General features: G+C 29.7%; 17 protein-coding genes and 1 tRNA gene. 11 read left to right on the top strand and 7 right to left on the bottom strand.

What is annotated here, in order from left to right:
- Window positions 1-80 precede the first annotated feature (80 nt).
- The 4 genes from gyrA to htpG all read left to right on the top strand — a co-directional run bounded on the left by gyrA (window position 81) and on the right by htpG (window position 6,240).
- Window positions 81-2,777 carry a DNA topoisomerase (ATP-hydrolyzing) subunit A gene (gene gyrA / locus EHF_RS03385; protein WP_044195231.1) on the top strand — a complete coding sequence of 899 codons (2,697 nt, stop codon included), beginning with the start codon at window positions 81-83 and terminating at the stop codon, window positions 2,775-2,777.
- A gap of 17 nt (window positions 2,778-2,794) precedes the next feature.
- On the top strand, window positions 2,795-3,427 hold the full coding sequence (nth, locus tag EHF_RS03380) for an endonuclease III (protein ID WP_044195228.1): 633 nt from the start codon (window positions 2,795-2,797) through the stop codon (window positions 3,425-3,427).
- A 228-nt stretch (window positions 3,428-3,655) separates the two neighbouring features.
- Window positions 3,656-4,258: a hypothetical protein gene (locus EHF_RS03375; RefSeq protein WP_044195225.1), complete on the top strand. Its 603-nt coding sequence runs from the start codon at window positions 3,656-3,658 to the stop codon at window positions 4,256-4,258.
- Window positions 4,259-4,329: 71 nt separating this feature from the next.
- Complete coding sequence (gene htpG, locus EHF_RS03370; RefSeq protein WP_044195222.1) at window positions 4,330-6,240, top strand: molecular chaperone HtpG; 1,911 nt, start codon at window positions 4,330-4,332, stop codon at window positions 6,238-6,240.
- Window positions 6,241-7,006: 766 nt separating this feature from the next.
- Here htpG and purB read toward each other — a convergent pair.
- A complete protein-coding gene (gene purB, locus EHF_RS03365; protein ID WP_044195220.1) occupies window positions 7,007-8,305 on the bottom strand; it encodes an adenylosuccinate lyase in 1,299 nt (432 codons plus the stop codon).
- 285 nt (window positions 8,306-8,590) lie between these two features.
- On the opposite strand from purB, the gene EHF_RS03360 reads away from it, so the two are divergent.
- Window positions 8,591-8,663, top strand: a tRNA-Gly gene (locus EHF_RS03360).
- A 415-nt stretch (window positions 8,664-9,078) separates the two neighbouring features.
- On the opposite strand, the gene cpg1 is transcribed toward EHF_RS03360, so the two are convergent.
- From cpg1 to EHF_RS03340, 4 genes are all read right to left on the bottom strand, one after another.
- Window positions 9,079-11,295, bottom strand: coding sequence for a Cpg1 family polymorphic protein (gene cpg1 / locus EHF_RS03355; RefSeq protein ID WP_044195217.1), 2,217 nt, complete (start codon window positions 11,293-11,295; stop codon window positions 9,079-9,081).
- Window positions 11,296-11,944: 649 nt separating this feature from the next.
- A complete protein-coding gene (locus EHF_RS03350) occupies window positions 11,945-12,703 on the bottom strand; it encodes a biotin--[acetyl-CoA-carboxylase] ligase (protein ID WP_044195214.1) in 759 nt (252 codons plus the stop codon).
- Window positions 12,704-12,945: 242 nt separating this feature from the next.
- Window positions 12,946-13,611, bottom strand: a complete 666-nt coding sequence (locus tag EHF_RS03345) for a glutathione S-transferase family protein (protein WP_044195212.1) — start codon at window positions 13,609-13,611, stop codon at window positions 12,946-12,948.
- A 266-nt stretch (window positions 13,612-13,877) separates the two neighbouring features.
- A complete protein-coding gene (locus EHF_RS03340; RefSeq protein ID WP_044195209.1) occupies window positions 13,878-14,393 on the bottom strand; it encodes a protein-disulfide reductase DsbD domain-containing protein in 516 nt (171 codons plus the stop codon).
- A 302-nt stretch (window positions 14,394-14,695) separates the two neighbouring features.
- On the opposite strand from EHF_RS03340, the gene EHF_RS03335 reads away from it, so the two are divergent.
- The 3 genes from EHF_RS03335 to recR all read left to right on the top strand — a co-directional run bounded on the left by EHF_RS03335 (window position 14,696) and on the right by recR (window position 16,671).
- The gene (locus EHF_RS03335) at window positions 14,696-15,718 is read left to right on the top strand and encodes an ABC transporter ATP-binding protein (protein ID WP_044195206.1); all 1,023 of its coding nucleotides are present in this window, start codon (window positions 14,696-14,698) and stop codon (window positions 15,716-15,718) included.
- A gap of 25 nt (window positions 15,719-15,743) precedes the next feature.
- Entirely contained in the window at window positions 15,744-15,914 is a 171-nt protein-coding gene (gene tatA / locus EHF_RS03330; RefSeq protein ID WP_024071877.1) for a twin-arginine translocase TatA, read from the top strand.
- A gap of 169 nt (window positions 15,915-16,083) precedes the next feature.
- Window positions 16,084-16,671, top strand: coding sequence for a recombination mediator RecR (gene recR / locus EHF_RS03325; RefSeq protein ID WP_044195204.1), 588 nt, complete (start codon window positions 16,084-16,086; stop codon window positions 16,669-16,671).
- A 593-nt stretch (window positions 16,672-17,264) separates the two neighbouring features.
- Here recR and EHF_RS03320 read toward each other — a convergent pair.
- Window positions 17,265-18,134, bottom strand: a complete 870-nt coding sequence (locus EHF_RS03320; RefSeq protein WP_044195201.1) for a zinc ABC transporter substrate-binding protein — start codon at window positions 18,132-18,134, stop codon at window positions 17,265-17,267.
- Between EHF_RS03320 and EHF_RS03315 the strand changes: the two genes are divergently transcribed.
- The 3 genes from EHF_RS03315 (at window position 18,126) to EHF_RS03305 (ending at window position 21,849) form a co-directional block, all read left to right on the top strand.
- Window positions 18,126-18,854: a metal ABC transporter ATP-binding protein gene (locus tag EHF_RS03315; protein WP_044195200.1), complete on the top strand. Its 729-nt coding sequence runs from the start codon at window positions 18,126-18,128 to the stop codon at window positions 18,852-18,854. The two genes, EHF_RS03320 and EHF_RS03315, sit on opposite strands and share 9 nt — an antisense overlap.
- Window positions 18,847-20,289 (top strand): 2-polyprenylphenol 6-hydroxylase, encoded by a 1,443-nt coding sequence (gene ubiB / locus EHF_RS03310; protein ID WP_044195197.1) that lies wholly within the window; start codon window positions 18,847-18,849, stop codon window positions 20,287-20,289. Before EHF_RS03315 ends, ubiB begins: the two co-directional genes overlap by 8 nt.
- Window positions 20,290-20,643: 354 nt before the next feature.
- Window positions 20,644-21,849 (top strand): MFS transporter, encoded by a 1,206-nt coding sequence (locus EHF_RS03305; protein ID WP_044195195.1) that lies wholly within the window; start codon window positions 20,644-20,646, stop codon window positions 21,847-21,849.
- A gap of 607 nt (window positions 21,850-22,456) precedes the next feature.
- Here EHF_RS03305 and miaB read toward each other — a convergent pair.
- Window positions 22,457-23,785 carry a tRNA (N6-isopentenyl adenosine(37)-C2)-methylthiotransferase MiaB gene (gene miaB, locus EHF_RS03300; RefSeq protein WP_044195192.1) on the bottom strand — a complete coding sequence of 443 codons (1,329 nt, stop codon included), beginning with the start codon at window positions 23,783-23,785 and terminating at the stop codon, window positions 22,457-22,459.
- Window positions 23,786-24,140 lie beyond the last annotated feature (355 nt).

Below are 24,140 nucleotides of genomic sequence, written 5' to 3'. Positions count from 1 at the left end.
AAACAATTACTTGACCTTGATATGCTTGAGAATTAAGATGTACAATGTGTTTATTTTTAGTGTTAATTAATAAGTATTAGATGAGTGATATCAATAATGTCATACCAGTTTCTATAGAACAAGAATTAGAAGATTCCTATTTATCTTATGCAATGAGCGTTATAGTTAGTAGGGCAATTCCTGATATACGAGATGGATTAAAGCCTGTTCATAGAAGAATCTTATATTCTATGTATAAGTCTGGTTATGATTATGGTAAGCCGTATAAAAAAGCAGCACGTGTTGTTGGTGATGTTATGGGGAAATATCATCCTCATGCAGATGCAGCAATTTATGATTCATTAGTAAGAATGGCTCAAGACTTCTCGTTATTGTTGCCGTTGATTGATAGCCAAGGTAATTTTGGATCGGTAGATGGTGACCCTCCAGCTTCTATGCGTTATACAGAAGCTAGATTAGCAAAAGCCGCACACTTTTTATTGAACGATATAGATGAAGATACTGTAGATTTTCGGCCTAATTATGATGAAAATGAAGTAGAACCTGTAGTGTTGCCAGCAGAATTTCCTAATATATTGGTCAATGGTGCTGGTGGGGTTGCTGTTGGTATGTCAACTAATATTCCTTCTCATAATTTAGGAGAAGTAGTAGATGCCTGTATAGCTTATATAGATAATCCTGAGATTACTTTTGATGAGTTAATTAATATAGTTCGTGGTCCTGATTTCCCTACTGGTGGTACTATTTTAGGAGATGCTAATATACGTTCTGCATTTATGACTGGGAAGGGAACAATTATTATTCAAGGTAAGACTCATCTGGAAGACTTACCATCTGGCAAGCAAGCAATAATTATTGATGAAATCCCGTATCAGGTGAATAAGGCAAAGCTTATTGAGCGTATCCATGAGTTAGTAAAAGAAAAAAAAATAGAAGGAATATTGGATTTACGAGATGAGTCTAATAAAATGGGGATACGAGTTGCAATTGAATTAAAAAAGCAGGCATCTCATCAGGTTATTTTAAATCAGATCTTAGGATTAACTCCATTGAGAACGAGTTTTAGTATTAATACGCTCGTATTAGATAATAATAAGCCGAAGGTAATGTCTTTACTAGAGATTATATCGACATTTGTTGAGTATAGAAAGGAAGTTTTAACACGTCGTACTCAGTTTAGGTTAAGAAAAGTTCGAGAAAAAGCTCATTTGTATATAGGCATGTACATTGCTGTATTGAATATTGATAAAGTTATTGCCATTATTAGGTCATCTCGTGATACAGCAGAAGCTGCTAAAAAATTACTTGAATGTAGATGGGATGCTTTAGTATCTGTGAGAGAGATGATAGAACTTGTTGCCGATAGTAAAAGTATTGTGGTTGATAATGTATGTCAGTTAACGGGTGTACAGGTAAAGTCAATCTTGGAAATGAAGTTACAACGTCTCACAAATTTAGAAAAAGAGAAGTTGGAGCTTGACTTAAAGTCAATGGTATCATTGATTAAACAATATACTGAACTTCTTAAAAATAAAGAATCATTACTTGAGTTGATTAAAGATGGGTTGAAAGAAGTTAAAGCAAAATTGGCTGTTCCTAGAAGGACTACTATAGATTATTCACATTTTGAAACCGATATTGAAGATCTTATACCAAAAGAAGATATGGTAGTCACAGTAACTATGAGTGGTTATATTAAACGGGCTAAGCTTTCAAATTATCGCGCTCAAAAAAGGGGTGGAAAAGGAAGAATAGGACAAGCTATTAAGGAAGAAGACGTCATCACCAATCTTTTTGTAGTTAATACCCATACTAGTGTACTATTCTTTTCTAATGTTGGTAGAGTATATAAGTTGAAAGTTTATAAACTTCCGCTAGGTGAACCTACATCACGTGGAAGATCATTAGTAAATATTTTTCCGCTTAGTGAAAATGAGTCGATAACTAGTGTAATGCCTTTGCCTGATAATGTAGAAGATACGGAAACATTAAATATTGTTTTTGCAACTGCATCAGGGAATTTAAGACGTAATGCACTTTCAGATTTTCAATATGTACCTAGTAATGGTAAAATAGCTATGGTGCTTGATGAAAAAGATGCTTTAATATCTGTAAAAGTGTGTAAAGAAGAAGATCATGTTTTGTTGTCTACAAAATTAGGAAAAAGTATTAGATTTTCTGTAAGTAATGTTCGTCAGTTTAAGGGTAGGATGTCTGATGGGGTAAGAGCTATTAAGCTGTCTTCAGAGGATAATGTAATTTCCATGTCGATATTGTTGGCTATGGATATAGATTCTGAAAAAAAGGATGCGTATCTAAAAGTTCCTTTAGAAAAACGTATGGTTGTTAAAGAAGAAAGTTTTGTTAATGCAGGTCTAGCTAGGGTATTAGATGATCTTGGGTTGGAACAAGACATCTTTATGACTATGGTACAAAATGAGCAATTTATTTTGACAGTTACTGAGAATGGTTTTGGAAAAAGAACTTCTGCATATGAATATCGTACTACCTTAAGAGGTGGAGTAGGTGTTGTTAACATCTTGACAACTACGAGAAATGGTAATGTAGTAGCTAGTTTTCCTGTAGAGTCTAATGATCATATAATGTTAATTACAGATAAGGGTAAGTTAATTCGTATTGCTGTGAGTGATATCAGAATTATTGGTAGGAGCACTCAAGGTGTTACTTTATTTAAAACTGAAAAACGTGAAAAAGTTGTTTCAGTAGCCAAGATAATTGATGCTAAAGATAGTTCTGATATTGATGACAATGTATAAATTGTGTATACAGATTAATGGATCAGGAGAAAATAAATTTACTATTTACTAAGTTTAAAGAGTATAATCCTTACCCGAAGATAGAACTGAGATATACTAACGATTTTACTTTGTTAGTAGCAATAGTATTATCTGCGCGTACTACTGATGTTAGTGTAAATAAAATTACAAATAAACTATTTGAAATTGCTGATAGTCCAGGAAAAATGTTAAACCTTGGGGAAAAAGGTCTAAAAAGTTATATAAATACAATAGGATTATATAATTCTAAATCTAGAAATATTATTGCACTTAGTGAAATTATTATAAATCAATATAATAGTAACGTACCTTTAGATTTTGATACTCTTATTGCATTACCAGGTGTGGGAAGAAAGAGTGCAAATGTTTTTTTAAACACATGGTTAAATTTACCAACTGTTGCTGTTGACACTCATGTATTTAGAGTAAGTAATAGGATGGGGTTAGTTAAGGAAGATAGTGTGTTAAAAACAGAGAGTGCATTGTTAAGTATAATACCAAAAAAATGGTTATTATATGCACATCACTGGTTAGTGTTGCATGGTAGATATATATGTAAGTCAAGGAAGCCATTATGTAGTCAATGTATTGTTCAGGATTTATGTGAGTATAAAAATAAGAGTTTGTGAATTTTAATGGAATGTGGTGCTATATATTATAAATATATCATTGTATAGATGTTATGTAATATATTCAAGGTTTATATAAGTATGAAAGATTGTATATATTTAGGTAAATTTGTATTCATGTAAGATATGTCTATTATACCAGTACTTATGATTCCTTCCTAAAATGCATTGACTATATACATTTATTTTTTTACATTGATATCATCTTGTTAATTGATTGGACAGTTTATGGAGTTAAACATAGTTAAGGTTATTCCAAAATTGAAATGGATGTGTTGTGCTGTAGTTGTTTTTTTAATAGTATTTGCGGGAATGGTTTCATGGGTAGATAATCGTCATGACAAGATATCGCAGCACATGGGTGATATGATGTATGATGCTTTAATAGGTGAAATTAGTAATGATGAGATGATGAAGATATTAAATGATGTTGCTAAAGTTGATGGTTCTAGCTATCAGTATTTGGCTAAGTTTAAGTTGGCAGGTATGTATGGTGAGGATCAAGTGGAAAAAGCACAATTAATATATGCTGATTTGGCTGCCGATAAAAAGCTCATTCCTGAATTAAGAGAATTAGCAGAATATTTAGAAATTATAACATTGCTTAAAGGGGAAAATTTGGATTTATTAAAAAGTAAGATTCAGAAATTTGTATCTAATAAATCTGAAGTTTACAAATCGTCTATTAAAGAGGCAATAGCAGTATCTATGCTTAAAAATGGTGATATTGATGGTGCTATTGGAGTAATAAAAGAAATAGTTGGTGATGTAAATTCTGAGTCTATGGTATACAAGCATGCTATGGATTTACTGCAAATTTATGAAAATTAGTGAATTTGAGAACTTGAAAATTGTTACTGTAGTTATTACTTATTTATTGATGTTAGTTTTAGAGGGTTAATATGCAAGATGTTATAAATTCTGAAAAATTAAAGTTTGATGCTGAAGTGGGGAAGGTATTGAAACTTGTTATACACTCTCTTTATACTAATAAAGATATTTTTTTAAGAGAATTAGTTTCTAATGCGTCAGATGCATGTGATAAGTTACGTTATGAATCTTTATCTAACCAAGATTTAATAGATCAAGATTCTGATTTTAAAATAGTCATCAGTGTGGACCAAGATAAAAATAGATTATATATCTCTGATAATGGTATTGGAATGAATAGACAAGACCTAATAGATAATTTAGGTACTATAGCACATTCTGGTACGCAGAAGTTTTTAGAAGCAATGAACAGTGAAGCTTCTTCTCAAGGTGTTGTTGAATTAATTGGTAAATTTGGCGTAGGTTTTTATTCTGCATTTATGGTAGCCAATGAGGTTATAGTTGAATCTCGTAAAGCTGGAGAATCTATAGGATATCAGTGGAAATCTTTTGGGGATGGAGAGTTTACTATTGCGCAACTAGAAGGTGATCAAGTGCCTCGTGGAACTCGAATTACTTTAGTATTAAAACCTGAAGAATCTGAGTTTGTTGATAAATTTCGCATAGAGCATATTATTACTACATATTCTTATCATATTAACTATCCAGTTTATTTCTTAAATGATAAGGGAGAGGAAGAAAAGTTAAATAGTGATGCTGCTATTTGGACAAAATCGAAAGATGAAATATCTACGGAAGAGCATCAAAATTTTTTCCGTACGGTAGCTCATGTTGGTGGTGAACCTTGGATGATATTACATAATAAAAATGAGGGAGTAATAGAGTATACTAATTTATTGTATATACCATCTATTAAACCATTTGATTTATTCCATCCTGATAGAAAATGTTCAGTAAAATTGTACGTTAACAAGGTATTTATTACTGAAGATAATGTACAAATCATACCTCAATATTTAAGATTCTTAAAAGGTATAATAGATTCTTCAGATTTACCTTTAAATATTAGTCGTGAGACTCTACAGAATAATAAAATTATTGAAAAGATTAAACAATCTATAGTAAAGAGGATATTGTCCGAACTTAGGAAAAAGGCTGAGAATGATATTGAGGATTATAAAAAGTTTTGGGAAAATTTTGGTTCAGTACTGAAAGAAGGATTGTGTGAATCAATGAACACAGAGTTTCGTGAAGAGTTAATATCAGCATGTCGTTTTTATAGTACACACAGCGATGATTCATTAATTAGCCTAGAAGACTATATTGAGAGAATGAAAACAGGACAAGATAATATTTATTATTTAACTGGTAATGATTTAGATTCTATAAAAAAGAGTCCTCAACTAGAAGGGTTTATAAGTCGTGGCATAGAAGTTATATTATTAGTTGATCCTGTAGATGATTTTTGGACAAATGTGGTCACTGATTATCAAAAAGTACCTTTAAAGTCAGTTATACGTGCAGGTGAAGATTTAGAAAAGCTTGCTAATCTTGATAAAAATGAAGAAATTAAAGAGAATGAAGATGAGAGTGATGACTCTAAAGAAAAAGTAGATACATTTGTTAAGTATGCTGTTCAGGTACTTGGTAAATTAGTTAGTGGTGTTAGAGTTTCGAAAAAATTGACAAATAGTCCAGTATGCTTAGCTGTAGCAGATGGTTCTATGGATATTAGAATGGAGAGATTTTTAAGAGAACAAAAGCAATTGAATTATAAAAGCACAAAGATTTTAGAAATTAATCCTAAGCATCCTATTATTAGTAAGATGATAGATGAGCATGCTAATGCTGGAGAAAGTGTAACATTAGATGATATGTTACACTTGTTATTAAATCAAGCATGTATTCTTGAAGGTGAAGAGCTAGAAGATGTTAGTGGTTTTGCTGAGAGAATGAATAATGTGTTGGCTAGGGTTTATTAGTAGTATCTTGTTAGAATAAAGATTAGTTTCATGCTTTAGAAAAATAGTATTAGGAACATGTTATACTTGTTAATGACTTACGTATGCATTCCTAAGACTAAGCAGTATTTTAACTGAGATTTATTAATACTATAATGTTAAGATGATAAGTAAGTGTGTCAGCTCAGTAAATGTTTTTGTAGAGACTGTGTACACCTTGATGTTGATTTTGTAGATAGAAAGGATCATTAATATTGGTAATTTACTGGAAAGAGTGAAGAAGTAGGGTTTAGTCCGTATTTACAGTAAGTCATGTGAGGATTGAGTGGTAGCAAATAGTCTTTTCTTTATGATTCCTTAACTTCTTGTGTTATAACTTTTAGTTGTGTAAAAATCACTTGCAATAAACTGTAGAAATGTATAAAATCAAGCATGTGTGTAGTTAAATTAGTTTATACCTAAAGCTAGGTAGAGGCCCTGCTTTACTTTGTAAGATAAAGTGTGTGTTACCTAATGGTTATGCATTGATAGTAAGGCAGGACCGTATTTATTAATCTTTTAAATTAATAATAACAGCATTGTAATCAGAAAAGAATAAATAGTCAATAATAATTATTTATTATTTTAATATATAATTATGTTATTAATATTTTATTTAATTATTTTTTAGTAAGTTAATGTTTTATTTGATAAATATCTTATATTATTAATATTAATATTTAAAAAATCAATGATTTAATAATCCTACGTACTAATCAATATTAAAACTTAATCTTAAATTACTTATTTATTCTTTAAAAACTTTTTCAAATATTGTTTCTGTATGTTGTGTATAGTAATCAAGGTTAAATAAGGATTCTAAATTTTGGCTACCTATGCATTTTAATATTTGTGGATCTTTTTTTAGTTCATCTAGAAAGTGACTGTTGTTATTCCATGTTTCTAATGCTTTTTCTTGAATTATTTTGTAAGCTATTTCTCTTTTTAACCCATGTTTGACTAATTCAAGAAGTACTCTCTGGGAAAATACTAAACCTTTTGATTGTGTTAAGTTCTTATCCATATTGTTAGGATGTATAACCATGTTATCGAGTAAATTTGCTAATCTTACTAATGCAAAATCTGTGACAATGCAGGCATCTGGTGCAATACATCTTTCAACAGAGGAGTGTGATATATCCCTTTCATGCCATAAAGCAACATTTTCGAGAGCAGGGGTTACGTAACTGCGTATCATTCTGGCAAGACCTGTTAGATTTTCACTTAATATAGGATTTTTCTTGTGAGGCATTGCAGAACTTCCTTTTTGTCCGGTTGAAAAATATTCTGTGACTTCTAACGTTTCAGTTTTTTGAAGATGACGAATTTCTATTGCTATGTTCTCTATAGAAGATGCAATAACTCCTAAAATTGCAAAAAACATAGCATGGCGATCCCTTGGTATCACTTGTGAAGATATAGATTCTGGTTTGAGATTTAAAGAATTTGCTACGTAATTTTCAACAAATGGATCAATATTAGCAAAATTACCCATGGCTCCAGAAATCTTACATACCGATATTTCATCTTGAGCCATTTTTAGTCTTTTGTAATTTCGCTTAAATTCTGCATAGAATCTTGCAAGTTTTAAGCCAAATGTTATTGGTTCTGCATGTACACCGTGACTACGTCCTATACATAATATATGTTTTGTTTCTATTGATTTTTGTTTTAAAATGTTTAGTATAACTTCTATATTATTTAATAATAAATCGCAAGATTGCTTTAATTGTACAGATAGACATGTATCTAATACATCGGAACTTGTCATACCATAGTGTAAATATCTTATATCTGAGTTTGTAGATTCTGCTACATATGTTAAAAACGCTATTACATCGTGTTTTACCACTGATTCGATTTCATTTATACGATTGATATCAAAATCTTCTATTTTGTTTTTTAAGTTATCAAGTATATAGTTAGGTATCACACCTAATTTTACTTGTGCTTCACATGCATAATACTCTATATCCATCCATATTTTGAATTTATTATTGTCTTCCCAAATTGATGACATTTCAGGTCTACTATAACGTTTTATCATTTATTTATCTCCGAGGTTTCAAGTATATTTTATTATAAGTATTGGGACATCATTGTAATAGCTATAAATATCCAACAACATTTGAAATGTGATAATGATGGTATGTTATACAATTTTTACTTTTAATGCATTATTTTCTTTCTAATTTTATTTTGATAGTTGAACTTTCTTGTCATTATAGGTTTTAAGTTTTTCTTGGATACATTATAGAAAAATTGTATAATACCTCTTGCATTGTAACAGTTATTGTTTTAGCATTTAAAGCTTACAAGGAGTAACTTGAATGCGGGAGTAGCTCAGTTGGTAGAGCATTACCTTGCCAAGGTAAAGGTCGAGGGTTCGAGCCCCTTCTTCCGCTCCGTTTCTGTAATAAGAAAGTTGCTTGGTATCGTTAATTATGTGCCTAAAATTCTGAGTTTTTATGTTCACCAATGATGGAACTTGGTTCTTGCTATCATTGGTTAGTGTGATTTATAAAGGGTTATTTTGTTTTGCATAGTTATAGATTTTAAAAAGTAGAATTTATTGATGAATTATATACATAGGGGTAATCATTATTAAATTTGTTAACATATTGACAGATTTTAGAAGTTCGTAAAAACCCCGAATCCTGATTTAGTACTTTATAACTTCACTTAGTTTTTTTACTTATAACCAATACCTTTTTATTGTATTGATAGAAAAAATCTGGAAAATTTGTATGAGGAGTCTAAATTGTTAGCTTAGTTTCCTGCTACATTTTACTCAGGGTTTCTACATTAAAACCACCTTTTTTATTGTCTTGACATAGAAGAACTTGAACGACTCACTGAAGAGACATTAAGCGTTGAACTTGGTAGCAAGCTATTATTTACACCATCTTCTTCATCGTCAATTTCTATAATGCTGAACTCAGGCATATTCCTCCTACTATAAGACCTTGATTGTACTTCTAGGGCAATATCAGTAAGTACTTCTTCTGCCATTGTTATACTACATTGTTGTTTTCTAGAAGGAGATGGCAATGCACTAGCGTCAATACATCCTATATCTGATGTTGCTCCTTCTTGGTTTTCACTATCCTGACCTTGCTCTTCATCTCTTTCTAGAATTTCACTGATAGTTAGGGTGCTTCTTAATTGTTGTAATCTACGTTCAATTGTTGGGGAAAGTAATGCTAAACTTGCTGTATTGTTTTGCATAGCGTTTTGCATTATATCTTCAATTATAACTAATTGCTGTTCTATGATACCGGCTTCAGATAAAATACTAGATGATACTGCATCAGCATTTACAGTTACAACTACATCAAGTGCAGTTAATAAACTCACATAACGTATTGTACTACCCAACTGATCAAAAGCTGTTAGTATGATAGGTGAACTTGCTGTTCTTAGCATGTTTGCGAATACAAACTTTTTGAACCTACTATTGTAACATATATTATGTCTGTTTGCTAATACTGGTATAACTACTGACGCAAGTCTTGTTCCTTTTAAAGCTGCTGAAAGTGGTAGGTATGGAAATCCGAAAGCTGCATCTAAGTATTCAAGTGCTGCTGTTAACATAACACTAGAGTATGTAAGTGTGTTATTTATTTGGACATGGGAGCCTCGATTGCGGTAGCAATTCCTATTAAGACAATTATAAATATTTTGTATTTTTAATGGTTCTTCAAGTGGTGCAGATGGTGTAAATAGTCTAAAAATGGTCCATTTAAAAAATAGATCTTTATATGGAGAATCTACGCAGTCAACAGGTTGTCCAATAACATTACCAACCCAACGGAATATTAATACACTTGTCAAAGTTGTACTATTTCTTTGTTCTGCTGGTGTAGGTGAATATTTGTTCAATGTCTTGAGCATGAACCTTCTCTTACTTTGACTCAGGATCATATTTGGTAATGTAAGAAATAGCTGTATTGTAGACATTATAGTTGTCATATAAACAGGAAATCCGTTTATAATACCTTCATGTTCTGGGAAGTATTCAGAAGGGTGTCTAGGTGCATAGATTACTGTGCTATTGTGGGCGTTATGGTAGTTTATATCAGGTCTATAGTCGCGAGTATGATTAAAAGTGATATTATAACCTAAAGCCGACATTGCAGCTTGTACATCTCGTTCTGCTCTGTCACTAGCATATCCAGAATATACACGTGTTATGAAGACTGATAATATAGAAGAAATATATGCATATGAAATAATGCTACTAACGTGTTTATTAAAATAACTAGCTAGTGATAAGAATTTATTTTGGTATGGATGTTGACGAGCAAAGTCGTTATTGAGGTTACGTGTAGTACTTTCTCTAGTAGTATGTGTTAGGGCTGTTACATGTAATAAAGTAGAAGTTTTAGCTTCTATCTCAACCTGTGCCTTATGCTCTTGATCAGGAATTACTTTGTTGACAATTGCATGTGCTATACCTCTTATGAGTAATGCATGAAAAGTAAGTACCTGTACTGTCTGAAGTACCTGTTGTGCTTCTTTAAGTAGGATGTCTTGATTACTTGGATTTAAGATACTATCTATAAATTCTTCATAACATGTAATATCTGTTGGATTGAAACTATTCTCTAATCCTTCAGTAGCTGTGCTTAATATATTTTCAATGGTAGATGCATTGTGTGATAATATACCACCTGCTGCTAATTTATTGGAGATGTGTTTTGTTAGCCTTGGGAGAAGAGCATATAAGAATAATATACCATCAGCATTACATTGCTCTTTTAAATCTTCGTTTAGGCATGCTGTTACTTGTATAAAATCTTCAAAATCTGCTGAAGCTAGAATTAGATCACAAGTAAATTCTTCAGTTACTATGGTACAGTTTTCATGTGCAGTATTTTTACTACCAAAAAATAAGGAATTTATACGATAAGAAATATAACTTAGTGGTTTTGATGTAAAACTTATGCTTTTAACAACTTGATTATTGTTTATGTGTTGTTGTACTCTATTGTAAAGTTTTAGCTGATTGTTACTAAGCTCTGGTTTTCCTGGCATATTTTTACCTCCATGTTAATTGAGAATATTTTCTAATAACTGCATATGTATTATAGTAGGGTATGCAATTATTTAGTTACAAGAGTATAAGATTAGGTGCCTATACTCTTAAAGTAGGTATTTTAATTATTTAAATAACAAGATAGTGAGAAAAGTATACAATTTTATAGACACTAAAACACCTGCCTGGCAGATGGATAAAACTCATGACGTTATTACATATCTTTAAAGTAACCAATTTATCAAAATACCTAAGCTCGCACTTAAATACTAAATCGCCACGCTAACATACTTTAAATCCTAAATGTAACATATTAATTCTATATTGAATATATTATTTAGTCAATGATGTTTTTATTTTTTTTATGTACTTGATTATGCATTTTTGTTATTAGTGGAAGGATATATTAATTTATGATGTATCCTTTCATATTGTGTTTCATTATTATAGTTAATGTACTTTATTGGGTATTAAATAAATATTTTCTATAATATGTACGTAAGTAAAATTACTTAAGTGTTCATATTACTTGGTATATTATAACTTTATATTAAGCATAATTAGCCTGGTATTTTTTGTGTTATTAAACGGTGTATTGCATATATGTCTTACTGATAATGATATAGCCATATTCAAGTTGTACTTGCCTTATGTGATATTAAATATTTCTCCTGAAGTAATACATATTGTTTTATCGTCTTGTTTCATAATCATATTACCTTTTATATCTATTGTAATAAATTGTCCTGTATAGGTATGGGTGTGGCTTTTGACAGTGATATGGCTATTTAAGTGGCATGTTTGTTTAAGCCATAAATCTCTTATATTTGTAAATCCGTGATGAATGTAATGCTTTCTAAAATTGTTAAAGTTATTTATTACTTTTTCTAGTAACTCTAGATTAGATAAAGTGAAATTGTGACAGTGTTTGTTGATTGTTGTTGCATATGCTGGAGCTTTATACATATTAATGCCTATTCCAACTACTATCCATTTTTGTAATATATTATTTGATGTTCTGCTTTCTAATAGTATACCTGATATCTTTTTACTATTTACTAATATATCATTGGGCCATTTATATTGCACTTTTGATATTATATTGTCGTTATTTTTTAGTATTTCTTCAAGTGTTTTTCCAACAGATAATGCTGCAATAAATGATAAAGGGAATACTTCTACAAATTTTGTTATGATAACACTGAAATATAAATTACCTTTAGGAGAATGCCATATACGTTCATACCTTCCTCGTCCTTTAATTTGTTCGTCAGATATAATTATAGTACCGTCTTCAGCTCCACATTCTGCGAGCTTAATTGCTTCATGGTTTGTACTGTATAAAATCTTATGATGTTCTAGAGTATATCCATTTGGTAGGTTTATATTAGATGGATTTGGTTTCATGTTAATAAAATTCTGTGATATTTGTGAAATGTATAATTAATGGTATTGTATATCGTAGATTTTATTTCGTAAATTATGAAAAAAATCTATTGTTATACAGTTAATAATTTAGCAACTTTCAAAAACTAAGGTTGTGTGAAGTAAATAGTATAAGAATTATAACTATATTGTATAAGTTTATAATACTTATAATGACTTATACGCCTAACTTGTAAGTAAGACTAGAGGTAATGTAGTAACATTTAAAAATCTAGTTTGTTATAGTGTACAGGAGGTATTATACCTGTTACTTTGTCGTTTAGTATATCACTAAATGATGGTTTTGACTTTATTATAGAATACCATTCTTTTAATATAGCTGTTAAATGCCATGGAAAGATATTCATGTAATCTAGCACTGATATATGTGCAGCTAATGTTATATCTGCTAAAGTAAATTCATTGCATGCAACCCAACTATTGGCATTAAGTAATCGTTCTATGTATCTGATATGAGGTAGTAAATTTTGTCTTGCTGCTTGAATAAATCTGGAATCTGGACTTGCATTTTTTATATAATATTTCGATACTTTCTCGTTTATTATGTACCTTGTAATTTCATGATAAAATTTATAGTCAATCCAATATATTAATTTACGTACTATTGATCTTACATGTAGTGAACTTCCAAGTAGGGATACGCTATCATATAATTCTTCAATGTATTCACAAATTGCTTGACTATCTGCAATTACATGCTGTCCACTGATTAATACAGGAACCTGACATACGGGGTTAATTTTTATAAACCCTTCGCGCTTTTTCCAAGGATTTTCCTCTATTTGATGAAAGTTAAACTTTTTTTCTTTAAGAAAGATACGTACTTTTCTGGAAAAAGGACAAAGTGGAAAATGATATAATGTATCCATACTAATTTCATGTATACAAACACTTTAGTTTATAGCAGACTTAGTAGCCTCGTGCAATGTAATATTTAGACTTATTTTAAGGATTACAGATGAATAATTTATTGATATTGAAATGATATATCATGATTAGTTTTTCATATACACTGTCTTTTATTGTGCTGTATAAAAGTTTACTTTGATTTAATAGTTATTTGCCATGTTTGCTAGTGATGTGATTCTGTATATTTCATAGTATTTGCATGTTTGATCTGTAATTATTAACAAGATTATTTGGTTTTCCAGAAATTAATAGACTGAATAGCTTCCTGATTTTGATAATCTTGTAAAAGCTGATCTAATATAATTACCTTTTCTTGAGGAATACATACATCTTTGCATACTGCATATCTAATGCGCAAAGTTACTTGTAATTCTTTTTGTTTGTTATCTTTAAGTACCAATGATATGGGAAATACTACAAGATCTTTGTAGATGTTACTATGAAATGTATTGTTGCTTACAATATCTGTATGCTGTAATGGTTGAGGCCAATGTACATGTATGTCCTTGAAGATATTTTCTTGCCATTGAAAAACTGTTGGTAAACCAAGATCTCCGGGTATTTTGTAATAAATATGCCAACCATCCTGTATTGTCACTCTAACAGCTGCTTCAATCTTTTTAGTTTTCATATCTACTGACCCTATAGTTAGTTTTATACGGACTGGATTTGAAGCATTTATGGAGTAACATTTTGTATTGATAAATAATGTTAGTAAAATTGTGAATATGAATCTAAACATGACACTTCCTAAAACTATATGTAGAATAATAAGTAGTTTTATTATCTTATTCAGTATACATTCATATGGTATAAAATCATTAATTTTATTAGTTAATAATTTTTGATATAAGTACTAAAGGGATTTTAGTAAAAGGTGATATATATATATAATACCTTTGTATTACTTGCATAGAAAATAAAAAAAGGTTAATATCTAAATGAAGTGCTTGATGTTTATTTTATGGGATGTACCCGTTTTTGTATGAGTGACAGTCACATAACTCTTCTTAATATGGCATTAAACTTGTTAAAGGTCTATTGATGGTAGGTTTACAGTTAGAAAATGTCTTTTATAAATATAAAAAAGGTCAATTTTTACTACATAATGTTAATATAAGTTGTAAACAAGGGGAAGTAATTTGTCTTCTTGGTCCTTCTGGATGTGGTAAATCTACAGTATTGAAGCTAATTGCTGGATTGGAGAATTTGCATTGTGGTTCTATATGCATAAATAGTAAAGTTGTAGTTAATAGTAGTTTTTGTATGCCAACTGAAGAACGTAATGTTGGCTTAATATTTCAGCACCCTTCGCTATTTCCACATCAAACTGTTATTGAAAATGTGATGTTTGCTATTAAAAACTCGTCTAAAATACAGAAATTTAATATTGCATTAGATATATTACGATCTATTAATATGATAGCATATAAAGATATGTATCCTGATATGCTTTCTGGAGGGCAGCAGCAGTTGATTACAATTGCTCGAGCAATTGCTCAAAAACCAGAAGTTATATTATTAGATGAACCATTTTCTAGTCTTGATACGGCGTTGCGAGTTAATATTAGAAGGCATGTGTTATCATTATTGAAAGCTAAAGGGATTACGGTATTACTTGTTACTCATGACCCAGAGGAAGCATTGGAAGTTGCAGATACAATATATGTTATGCGTGATGGATATATAGTTCAGCATGGTACTCCGTATGAAATATATTATAGTCCTAAAGATCATATGTTGGCACAATTTTTCGGTGAGATTAATCATTTTGTTTGTACAGTAAGGGATTCTTATATAGAATTACCAATAGGGAAAATACCAGCACAATCTTTTAGTAATGGGGAAGAAGTAGTAGTTTGTATAAGGCCTGAGGCAATAATTTCTCATTCAGATAAAGGAATAAAAGCTATAGTAAAGCAGATAAAATTTTTTAATAATATGATCTGTATCTGTGTAGATGATTGTTTATGTTGGATGAGGTTTGCTAACATAGTTTTACCACAAGTTGGTGATACTATATTTATCTTGCTTGACTTAAATAAAATTTTATTATTTAAGGTATAGTGTTATATTTTATAGGAGTTTCATTATGACTTTAGGTCCATGGCAAATTTTTTTAATTTTAATAATAATTTTAGTACTATTTGGTGCAGGGAAGTTACCAGATGTTATGAGTGACTTAGGTAAAGGTATTCGCAATTTGAAACAAGAATTAAAAGACAATAAACTTGCATCAACAGAAGACGAGCCAAATCGTTAGCTAGGTTTGTAATTTTCTTTTGTTATACATTAGATATTTTCTAAGTATAGTTTATTCGGGTATTTTATATCCTTTAACTCTTTATATAGATGATAATTTTTTTATTATAGATAAATGAATCTTTAATTATAAATATACAAGTTAGCTGATCAATTGTTAAGGATGTGGCATGGGTGTTAATAAGTTAATTAGTATGTTTGCAAAACTCCCTAATTTTGGGCCATCTTCTTCTAGAAGAATTGTACTTTATTTACTTCGCAACAAAGAAGAAGTTATGTTACCTTTAGCATCAGGAATTCAGGATTTAGCATTCCAGACTAAGGAATGTCCTATATGTTTTAATATAGATATTAAAGCACCGTGTAGTATCTGTTCTGATGTTATGCGTGATCGTCAATTATTATGTATAGTGGAAGAGTTAGGAGATTTATGGGCATTTGAAAAAGGAAAAATATATCAAGGTGTATACCACGTATTGGGAGGAACTTTGTCTGCAATTTATGGAATAGGGCCTGATCAATTGAATTTAGATAGTATTGTAGAGAGAATAAAAAAGTTTGATATAAAAGAAGTGATTATAGGTATAGGCAACACTATGGATGGTCAGGTGACTACTCATTATATAACTCAAATGATTAAGGAATTAGGGATTAAGGTAACTAGGTTAGCTTGTGGTATACCTATGGGGGGAGAGATAGATTATTTAGATGAAGGAACTTTAAGTGCAGCTTTGTCTTCTCGGTATATTATATCTTAAATATTGATTGTGCGAGTAAGAGTATCTGTGAAGTTTTTTACAAGGAAAACTTTATACATCTTTTATGTATGGTTTTTTATATATTGCTAGTGTTTAATTTTGTTACTAAAAAGATTAAGTAGGCTTAAGTGTAAGAATTTTGTATCTTGCACTTTACATAAGAAAAAGAGAACACAAATTTTATATATTACAATGTCTTAAGTATTGATTGTGTGACTAGGGATATCTGTGAAGTTTTTTTATAAGGAAAATTTACAGATCTTTTATGTATGGTTTTTTATATATTGCTAGTGTTTGATTTTGTTATTAAAAAGATTAAGTAGGCTTAAGTGTAAGAATTTTTAGCATTTTGTATCTTGCACTTTGCATAAGAAAAAGAGAACGCATATTTTATATATTGCGATGTATGTTTATTAGAATATAAGGTATACCTGTTAGATCAAGGTTATTATGTATTCTGTATGAAGGTACTTGTTATTAAATTTAGATAATTTAGAATCTACATAAATGTTGGATTGAAGTATCCATTACCTTTACACATATGACTTTTGTGATGTATTTTTTATGGTTTATAAAATTTATATTAAATAAATCTATTCCTGTGATAGGCAATGTAGAAAATTATTAGCAATGTTCTGCATAATATCAAAGTATGCATTGTCTTTTGTTAGAGTACTACCTATGGGATCAAGTATTTGGAATTTTACCTGATATTTTAAAAATAAATTCTTAACCTTATCATTTGAAGACTCAGAAAAAATACACTTTATTTTGTGTTGAGTAATAATCTTTTTTATGTGCATTAGCCTCTTTACGCTGATATTTGTGTCATGACTTGAGGAAAGAGCTGCTATAAAGTTTAATCCAAAGTATTTCTCAAAATATTGATATGCATCATGTGTGACTATGTAAGGCTTTGTTTTCACAGAGTTCAACATATTTTTTATTTTTTCTGTTTGTTTAGTGATTTGTATTAATGTTAAATTTGCATTGTCAGTGTACCTTGCTGCATTTTCTGGATCTGCTTGACATAGCACGTTTCTTATTTGATTGACTATATTTTTTGCATTTTCTGGACTTAACCAAATGTGTAAATCATTTTGTGTTGTATGAATTTTATAAGAAAAGTTAGAATCATATCTTGATGGTAATAATTCTACAACCTCTGAAAGTTTGACTAATGTTTTATTTTGTATTTTGTTTATAAAAGTCTCAAGGTGATCATCTATATAAAATATGATATTGCTATCTTTTAGTTTCCTTTTATCTGATGGTTTTAACGTATAATCATGTATCGAAATTGGTTCATTAATTAAAAGCACTGGTTTTGTTATTCCATTAGTGACTGCATTAACTAGTGAATATATTGGGTTTATAGTTGCTATAATTCTTGGTACAGAATATCCTATAGTAGGATGCAACAACAATGTGTAGAAAAGGAAGAGAAGGACTGTATGCTTCATAAATTATTAAACAAAAGGCACATTCTTTCATATAATGATAGGAGTGTCAATGACTATATAATAAATGTTGAAAATCTCTCATTTTTTTATTCTAAAAAAAAGGTTATAGATGATGTTAGTTTCCAGGTGAGATTTGGTGAAATTGTTACAATTTTAGGGCCAAATGGAGGAGGTAAGACAACATTAATTCGTGTTTTAGTTGGGATATATAAAAATTATGTAGGGCTTGTAGAATATGCAAAAAATTTTACTATAGGATATTTACCTCAACATTTTAGTGTTAATTCTCTTATTCCAATGACGGTAGAATATTTTCTAAATTCTAGTTATACAAAAAGGAAAAGAAAATTAAAATTAAGTAATGTGTTAAAAGATATTAATATTGAAAAAATATTAGATCGACAAATGTCAGAGATATCTTATGGAGAGTTACAATTAGTTCTACTTGCAAGATGTTTGATGTTAAATCCTGATTTAATTATTTTGGATGAACCAGTGAGTTGCATGGATATTAATGCAAAAGATAGCTTTTACAAGTTGATTAGCAAATTAATTGCTATATATAATTTAAGTGTAATCATGACTTCTCATGATTTACATTTTATAATGTCGAATTCTTATCGTGTTATATGTATTAATAGGAGCATTTATTGTGAAGGATCTCCAAGTGAGATTGTAAAAAATGAAAAATTCTTAACAATGTTTTCATCTTATGCTTAGTGTCTTCTTCAATATAATTTCTTTATTTAATATATTAAATATTTTAGTAAGATATAACATATTACCTTACACTTATGTTTTTGCTAAAAAATCAATTAAAGGAAAATCTCAAGGAGAAAAAATTGCAATTGCTATGCAAAAGCTTGGTCCAATTTTTATTAAATTTGGTCAATCTATATCTTCTAGGGCTGATATTATTGGAGAAGAGATTGCAAATCATTTACTATGTTTATGTGATAAACTGCCAGCTTTTTCTTATATGGATGTTGTAAGAATTATAGAAGAAGATTTTAAATGCAAGATAAGTGAAATATTTTGTGAGTTTGAACAAAGTCCAGTTGCTGCTGCGTCTATTGCACAAGTGCATAAAGCCAAAGATATTAATGGAAATGTAAGAGCTGTTAAAATTCTGAGACCACGAATCGAAAAAATTTTTGAAAGAGATATTAAATTAATGTTCTGGCTTGCAAGGTTGGCACAGAATTTTCGAAGTTTGCAACGATTTCAATTGTTACAGCTTGTACAAACATTTCATGAGATATGTAAGATGGAAATAGATCTGCGTTTTGAAGCAGCAAATGCTGAAGAGTTAAGAGCTAATATTCAAGATGATAAAGGATGTTATGTACCAGAGGTGGATTGGACTAGAACTACAAGACGTGTGTTGACATTAGAATGGATAGATGCTGTACCAATATATAGTATTTACAAATCAGAGGATTGTGAAGTATTAGTGAAGAATTTGATATTTTGTTTTTGTAATCAAGTGTATAGAGATAGATTCTTTCATGCAGATATGCATCCAGGAAATCTTATGGTGGATACAAAAGGAAGAATTGTAATTATAGATTTTGGAATTGTGGGAAGATTAGATAAGGCTACATGTATGTATGTTACAGAGATACTTGTAGGTTTTTTAAAAAGGGATTATCAATATGTTGCTGATGTTCATTATAGGGCTGGATATGTTGATGCCAAATATAGTAATTTTGTTACAGCTTGTCGTGCTATAGGTGAACCTATAGTTGGTAAGAATACAGAAAATATATCCATTTCAGTACTGTTGACTCAGTTATTCAAGGTTACTGGTGATTTCAATATGAAATTGCAGCCTCAGCTTTTTCTACTACAAAAAACTACAGTGTTAGTAGAGGGTGTATGTAGGCAATTGTGTCCTGAAATTAATATGTGGAAAATAGCAGAATTATGGATGGAGAAATATGCTATTGAAAAAAATAAATATATTAAAAAATTAAAGAGATCTTACCTGTGTCAAACTATACATGATATTCCTTTATTTATGAAAAAAGTTGATAAAAGTTTAGATATAATAAGTAATTATCAAGAATTAAGTAAGGTAAAGACAAATATTGGTAGAGATATTATATGGGCATTAATAGTGATTGGTTTAATTATAAAACTCATTATAGGGTAGTTTCTGCTATAGATTCAAATGGATATAAATATTTTTAATAAAGTAAAAGTTTACATGTCCTAAACTGATAATAAATTATATGTTAGGATAGTATATGTAGTGTTTAAAGTTGTAAGTATATAAATTGCCTTAGTATTGTGTCTAAATAGTTTTATAGCTTATTATCTGCTAGATTGTGTAAGTTAATAGAAATTTAGGGGTATTAATAAGCTTTTGCTAATTTTATAGTATATTTGAATTAGTTAATATTATAATTACTATACTAAAAATTCTTTTTTGATTATGTAGATAATTGCTAATTAACTCTAGGGAGTTTTTATTAATAATTTATTGTAATGTTGGTATATGATATAAATGTGTTTTTATCCTATTTTAAATTGGATTATAGGGGTATTAGTACTTATTTGTGGGAGTAATTTTCAGATAGCTTATGCTGTGATAAATCCATATGTGAGTGAAGATTTAAATTTAAGTATTGCACAAACTGTATTAGCAGCATCAATACATATGTGGTGTTTTTCAATTTTTCAACTATTTACTGGATCAATACTGGATTGTTATAATGAAAAAAAAGTGCTACCAATATCTGCTATATTAACGATTATAGGTACTTTTTTATTTTTCCATGCTGAATATACTATTTGTTTTTTTGTATCGCAAATTTTCTTGGCATTGGGAGCATCTTTTGGTTTTGTAGGGGCAGGTTATATCAGTTATAAATTTTTTTCTCCTTTAAAATCAGGTATTATGTTTGGACTAGTTCAAACAGTATATAGTTTATCTTCTTTGTTTATGGAGTATATCTATGCATCTTTGATTTTATCAGGACTATCTTGGAGAGATATAATTGAGTATATAGAGTACGTTGAAGTTGCTGTACTTATTGCAACGTTATTCCTAGTAGGGAACAAAGAGTCAGCATATTTAAAAAGTGGTAATACAAATATTATTAAGTTGTTATTACAAGTATTTAAACATATTGTTGAAATAATACGAGTAAGAAACATATGGCTGTTTACAATAGTTGGTAGCTTTATGTTTGGAATATTTTTGTCAATAGCTATATTTTGGGGACAAAAGTTATTAATAGCTATGAATTTAAGCGATGATAATGTTACTCTTGTACATTCTATAATATGGATAGGTTTTGCTGTAGGTTGTCCTTTAGTCAATGTAATTTCTAATATGTTGAAAAATAGGAAGCATGTACTTATGGGGTTCTGTTTATTACAATGTATTAGCCTCAGTTTGTTATTGTGTGGTAGTAGTTTATATTGTTTATGTTTTTATATGTTTGTATTTGGATTTGCATCTGGTGGACATATGTTGAACTTTTCTATTGGCACAGATGTCGTGGATAAAGGTAAAATAGGAACTGTTTGCTCAATGATTAATGGATTGATGTGTATTGTAGGTGGAGTAATTATGTTTTTAGTAGCGCTTGCACTAGAATATCAGGATAAATATGATATAATACACGTAAGTTTTCTTATGCCAGTGCTTGTTTTCCTATCATTTGTTTTATTGTTTTTTTGTCGTGATACTTTCTATATGAAATGATGTTTTGTAGTTTTTTGGAAGATTTTTTTCTTAAATTATATAGTATGTGTAGTGTTAAAAGTTATTGTTGTGTATTAGCATAGATCAAGTTGTAAATTTACAGGTGATTTTATATGTAAATTTATTATGTATGTGGTTAGAGAGTATTGTTTATCTAAAAATGTAGGAACTTTATTATTAATGAAGTATTGTGCTGTACTAAACAGTATATTCAGGATTTAGTATATGTTGTTATAGTATTTCATGTATAAGGTATGAAAAGCTGTTCTAGTTTTAGGTAGATTTTAGATTACTTGATAAAAAAAATTTTTAAATAGAGTTATATATTAAATTCTGTTAATGATAAGGATGTTCTGTTTCATCAGTTAACAACTATAACATGTTAGATATGAGTTCATTATTTATCATAGATAATGCTATTTATAAGGGTTTGAATATGTCCTTAAAAAGTTTTATTGCAAGGCTATATTGCAAGCTTCATGGTGGTAACTGTAAACTACTGGATATATATGTCTATTATTTAATGTGTAAATGCTGTTGATTGTGTATACCTTTGGAGAACTTTCTTATGTATAAAGCTATATTGGTAGCAGAATATTGCATTGTATCAATTAATAACTATGCCAGTTAAGCTATTTTGATGCGCATCTATTATTTTAATACATGAGATACTATTGTAAAACTGACTTGGATTATCTGTATTAATGTAACATGATTGCATATATGGAGTTTTACCTATGATTTGATTATCAAATTTTCCTTTCTTATTACTAAATAGTACAGGACAAGTTTGACCAATCATGTTTCTATTAAAAGCAATCTGTTGTTCTCGTAATAGTTCTTGTAGCCTGAGAATGCGCTGAGATTTTACCTCTTCTGGTATTTGGTTTGCATATTCTGCACTAGGTGTTCCTGGTCTTGGACTATATTTAAAACTGTATGCTTGTGAAAATTTTACTTCTTTTACTAGTTGTATTGTGTGTTCAAAATCTTCTTCTGTTTCTCCTGGAAATCCAACTATAAAATCAGATGAGAAAGCAATGTCAGAACGTTGTTTTCTTAGATTATTGATAATATTTATATACTCTTCAGCAGTGTGCCTTCTATTCATTTTCTTTAGTATTCTATCTGATCCTGATTGTACTGGTAAGTGAATGAATGGCATTAATTTTGCTTCAAGTCCATGTGCTTCATATAAGGATTGATGCATATCGCGTGGATGTGATGTTGTATATCTTATACGCTCTATGCTTGGTATCTTTGCAAGATACTGAATTAATTTTCCTAAATCCCATTCACATCCTTTATATGTTCCATGATATGCATTTACATTTTGTCCAATTAAGGTTATTTCTTTTATTCCGGAGTCTGATAAGACAAGTGCTTCATTAAATATTGCTTCTACTGTTCTTGAGTATTCTTCTCCTCGTGTGTAAGGAACTACACAAAATGTACAAAACTTATTACACCCTTCCTGTACTGAAATAAAAGCAGAGGTTTCTTGATTTTTTGTGTACTCTTCTACTGGTATTACATCAAATTTTGAAATGACAGGAAAATCAATGTTGATAACTTGTTTTTTTATTCGACGGGCTTTTATAATAAGTTCAGGGAGTGTATGTATACTCTGAGGGCCTACAACTATATCCACAAATGGAGCTCTTTCAAATATTTCTTCTCCTTCAGCTTGTGCTACACATCCAGCAACTACTATAGTTAAGTTTTTATTTTCTTGTATTTTTCTTATTCTACCTAATTCTGAATATAGTTTTTCAGAAGCTTTCTCTCTAATATGACAGGTATTTAATATTACAATGTCTGCCTCTGATGGTTCACTCACTACAGTGAATCCAAGAGGTTTGATTATGTTTTCCATAATTAAAGAGTCATAAACGTTCATTTGACAACCATATGACTTGATATATAGACCTTGCATAACCCTACAAATAACTGCGTTTATCCTGTTAAGCATATAATGATTAATGAATTAACACAATAATTTTTATTATGTTAAACTACTGAATATTTATCACAGTCAATTGATTATAGAGTAGACATATATGTATAAAGAGTCATAAACGTTCATTTGACAACCATATGACTTGATATATAGACCTTGCATTAACCTTACAAATAACTGCGTTTATCCCGTTAAGCATATAATGAATTAACACAATGATTTTTATTATGTTAAACTACTGAATATTTATCACAGTCAATTGATTATAGAGTAGATTACATATATGTATAAGGATTTAATTGAGTAGAAAAGAACATATTTAATTTATAGT

Origin of the sequence: Ehrlichia japonica, assembly GCF_000632845.1 — a bacterium.
Classification (GTDB): Bacteria; Pseudomonadota; Alphaproteobacteria; order Rickettsiales; family Anaplasmataceae; genus Ehrlichia; species Ehrlichia japonica.
This window is presented reverse-complemented; position numbering and strand designations above follow the sequence as displayed.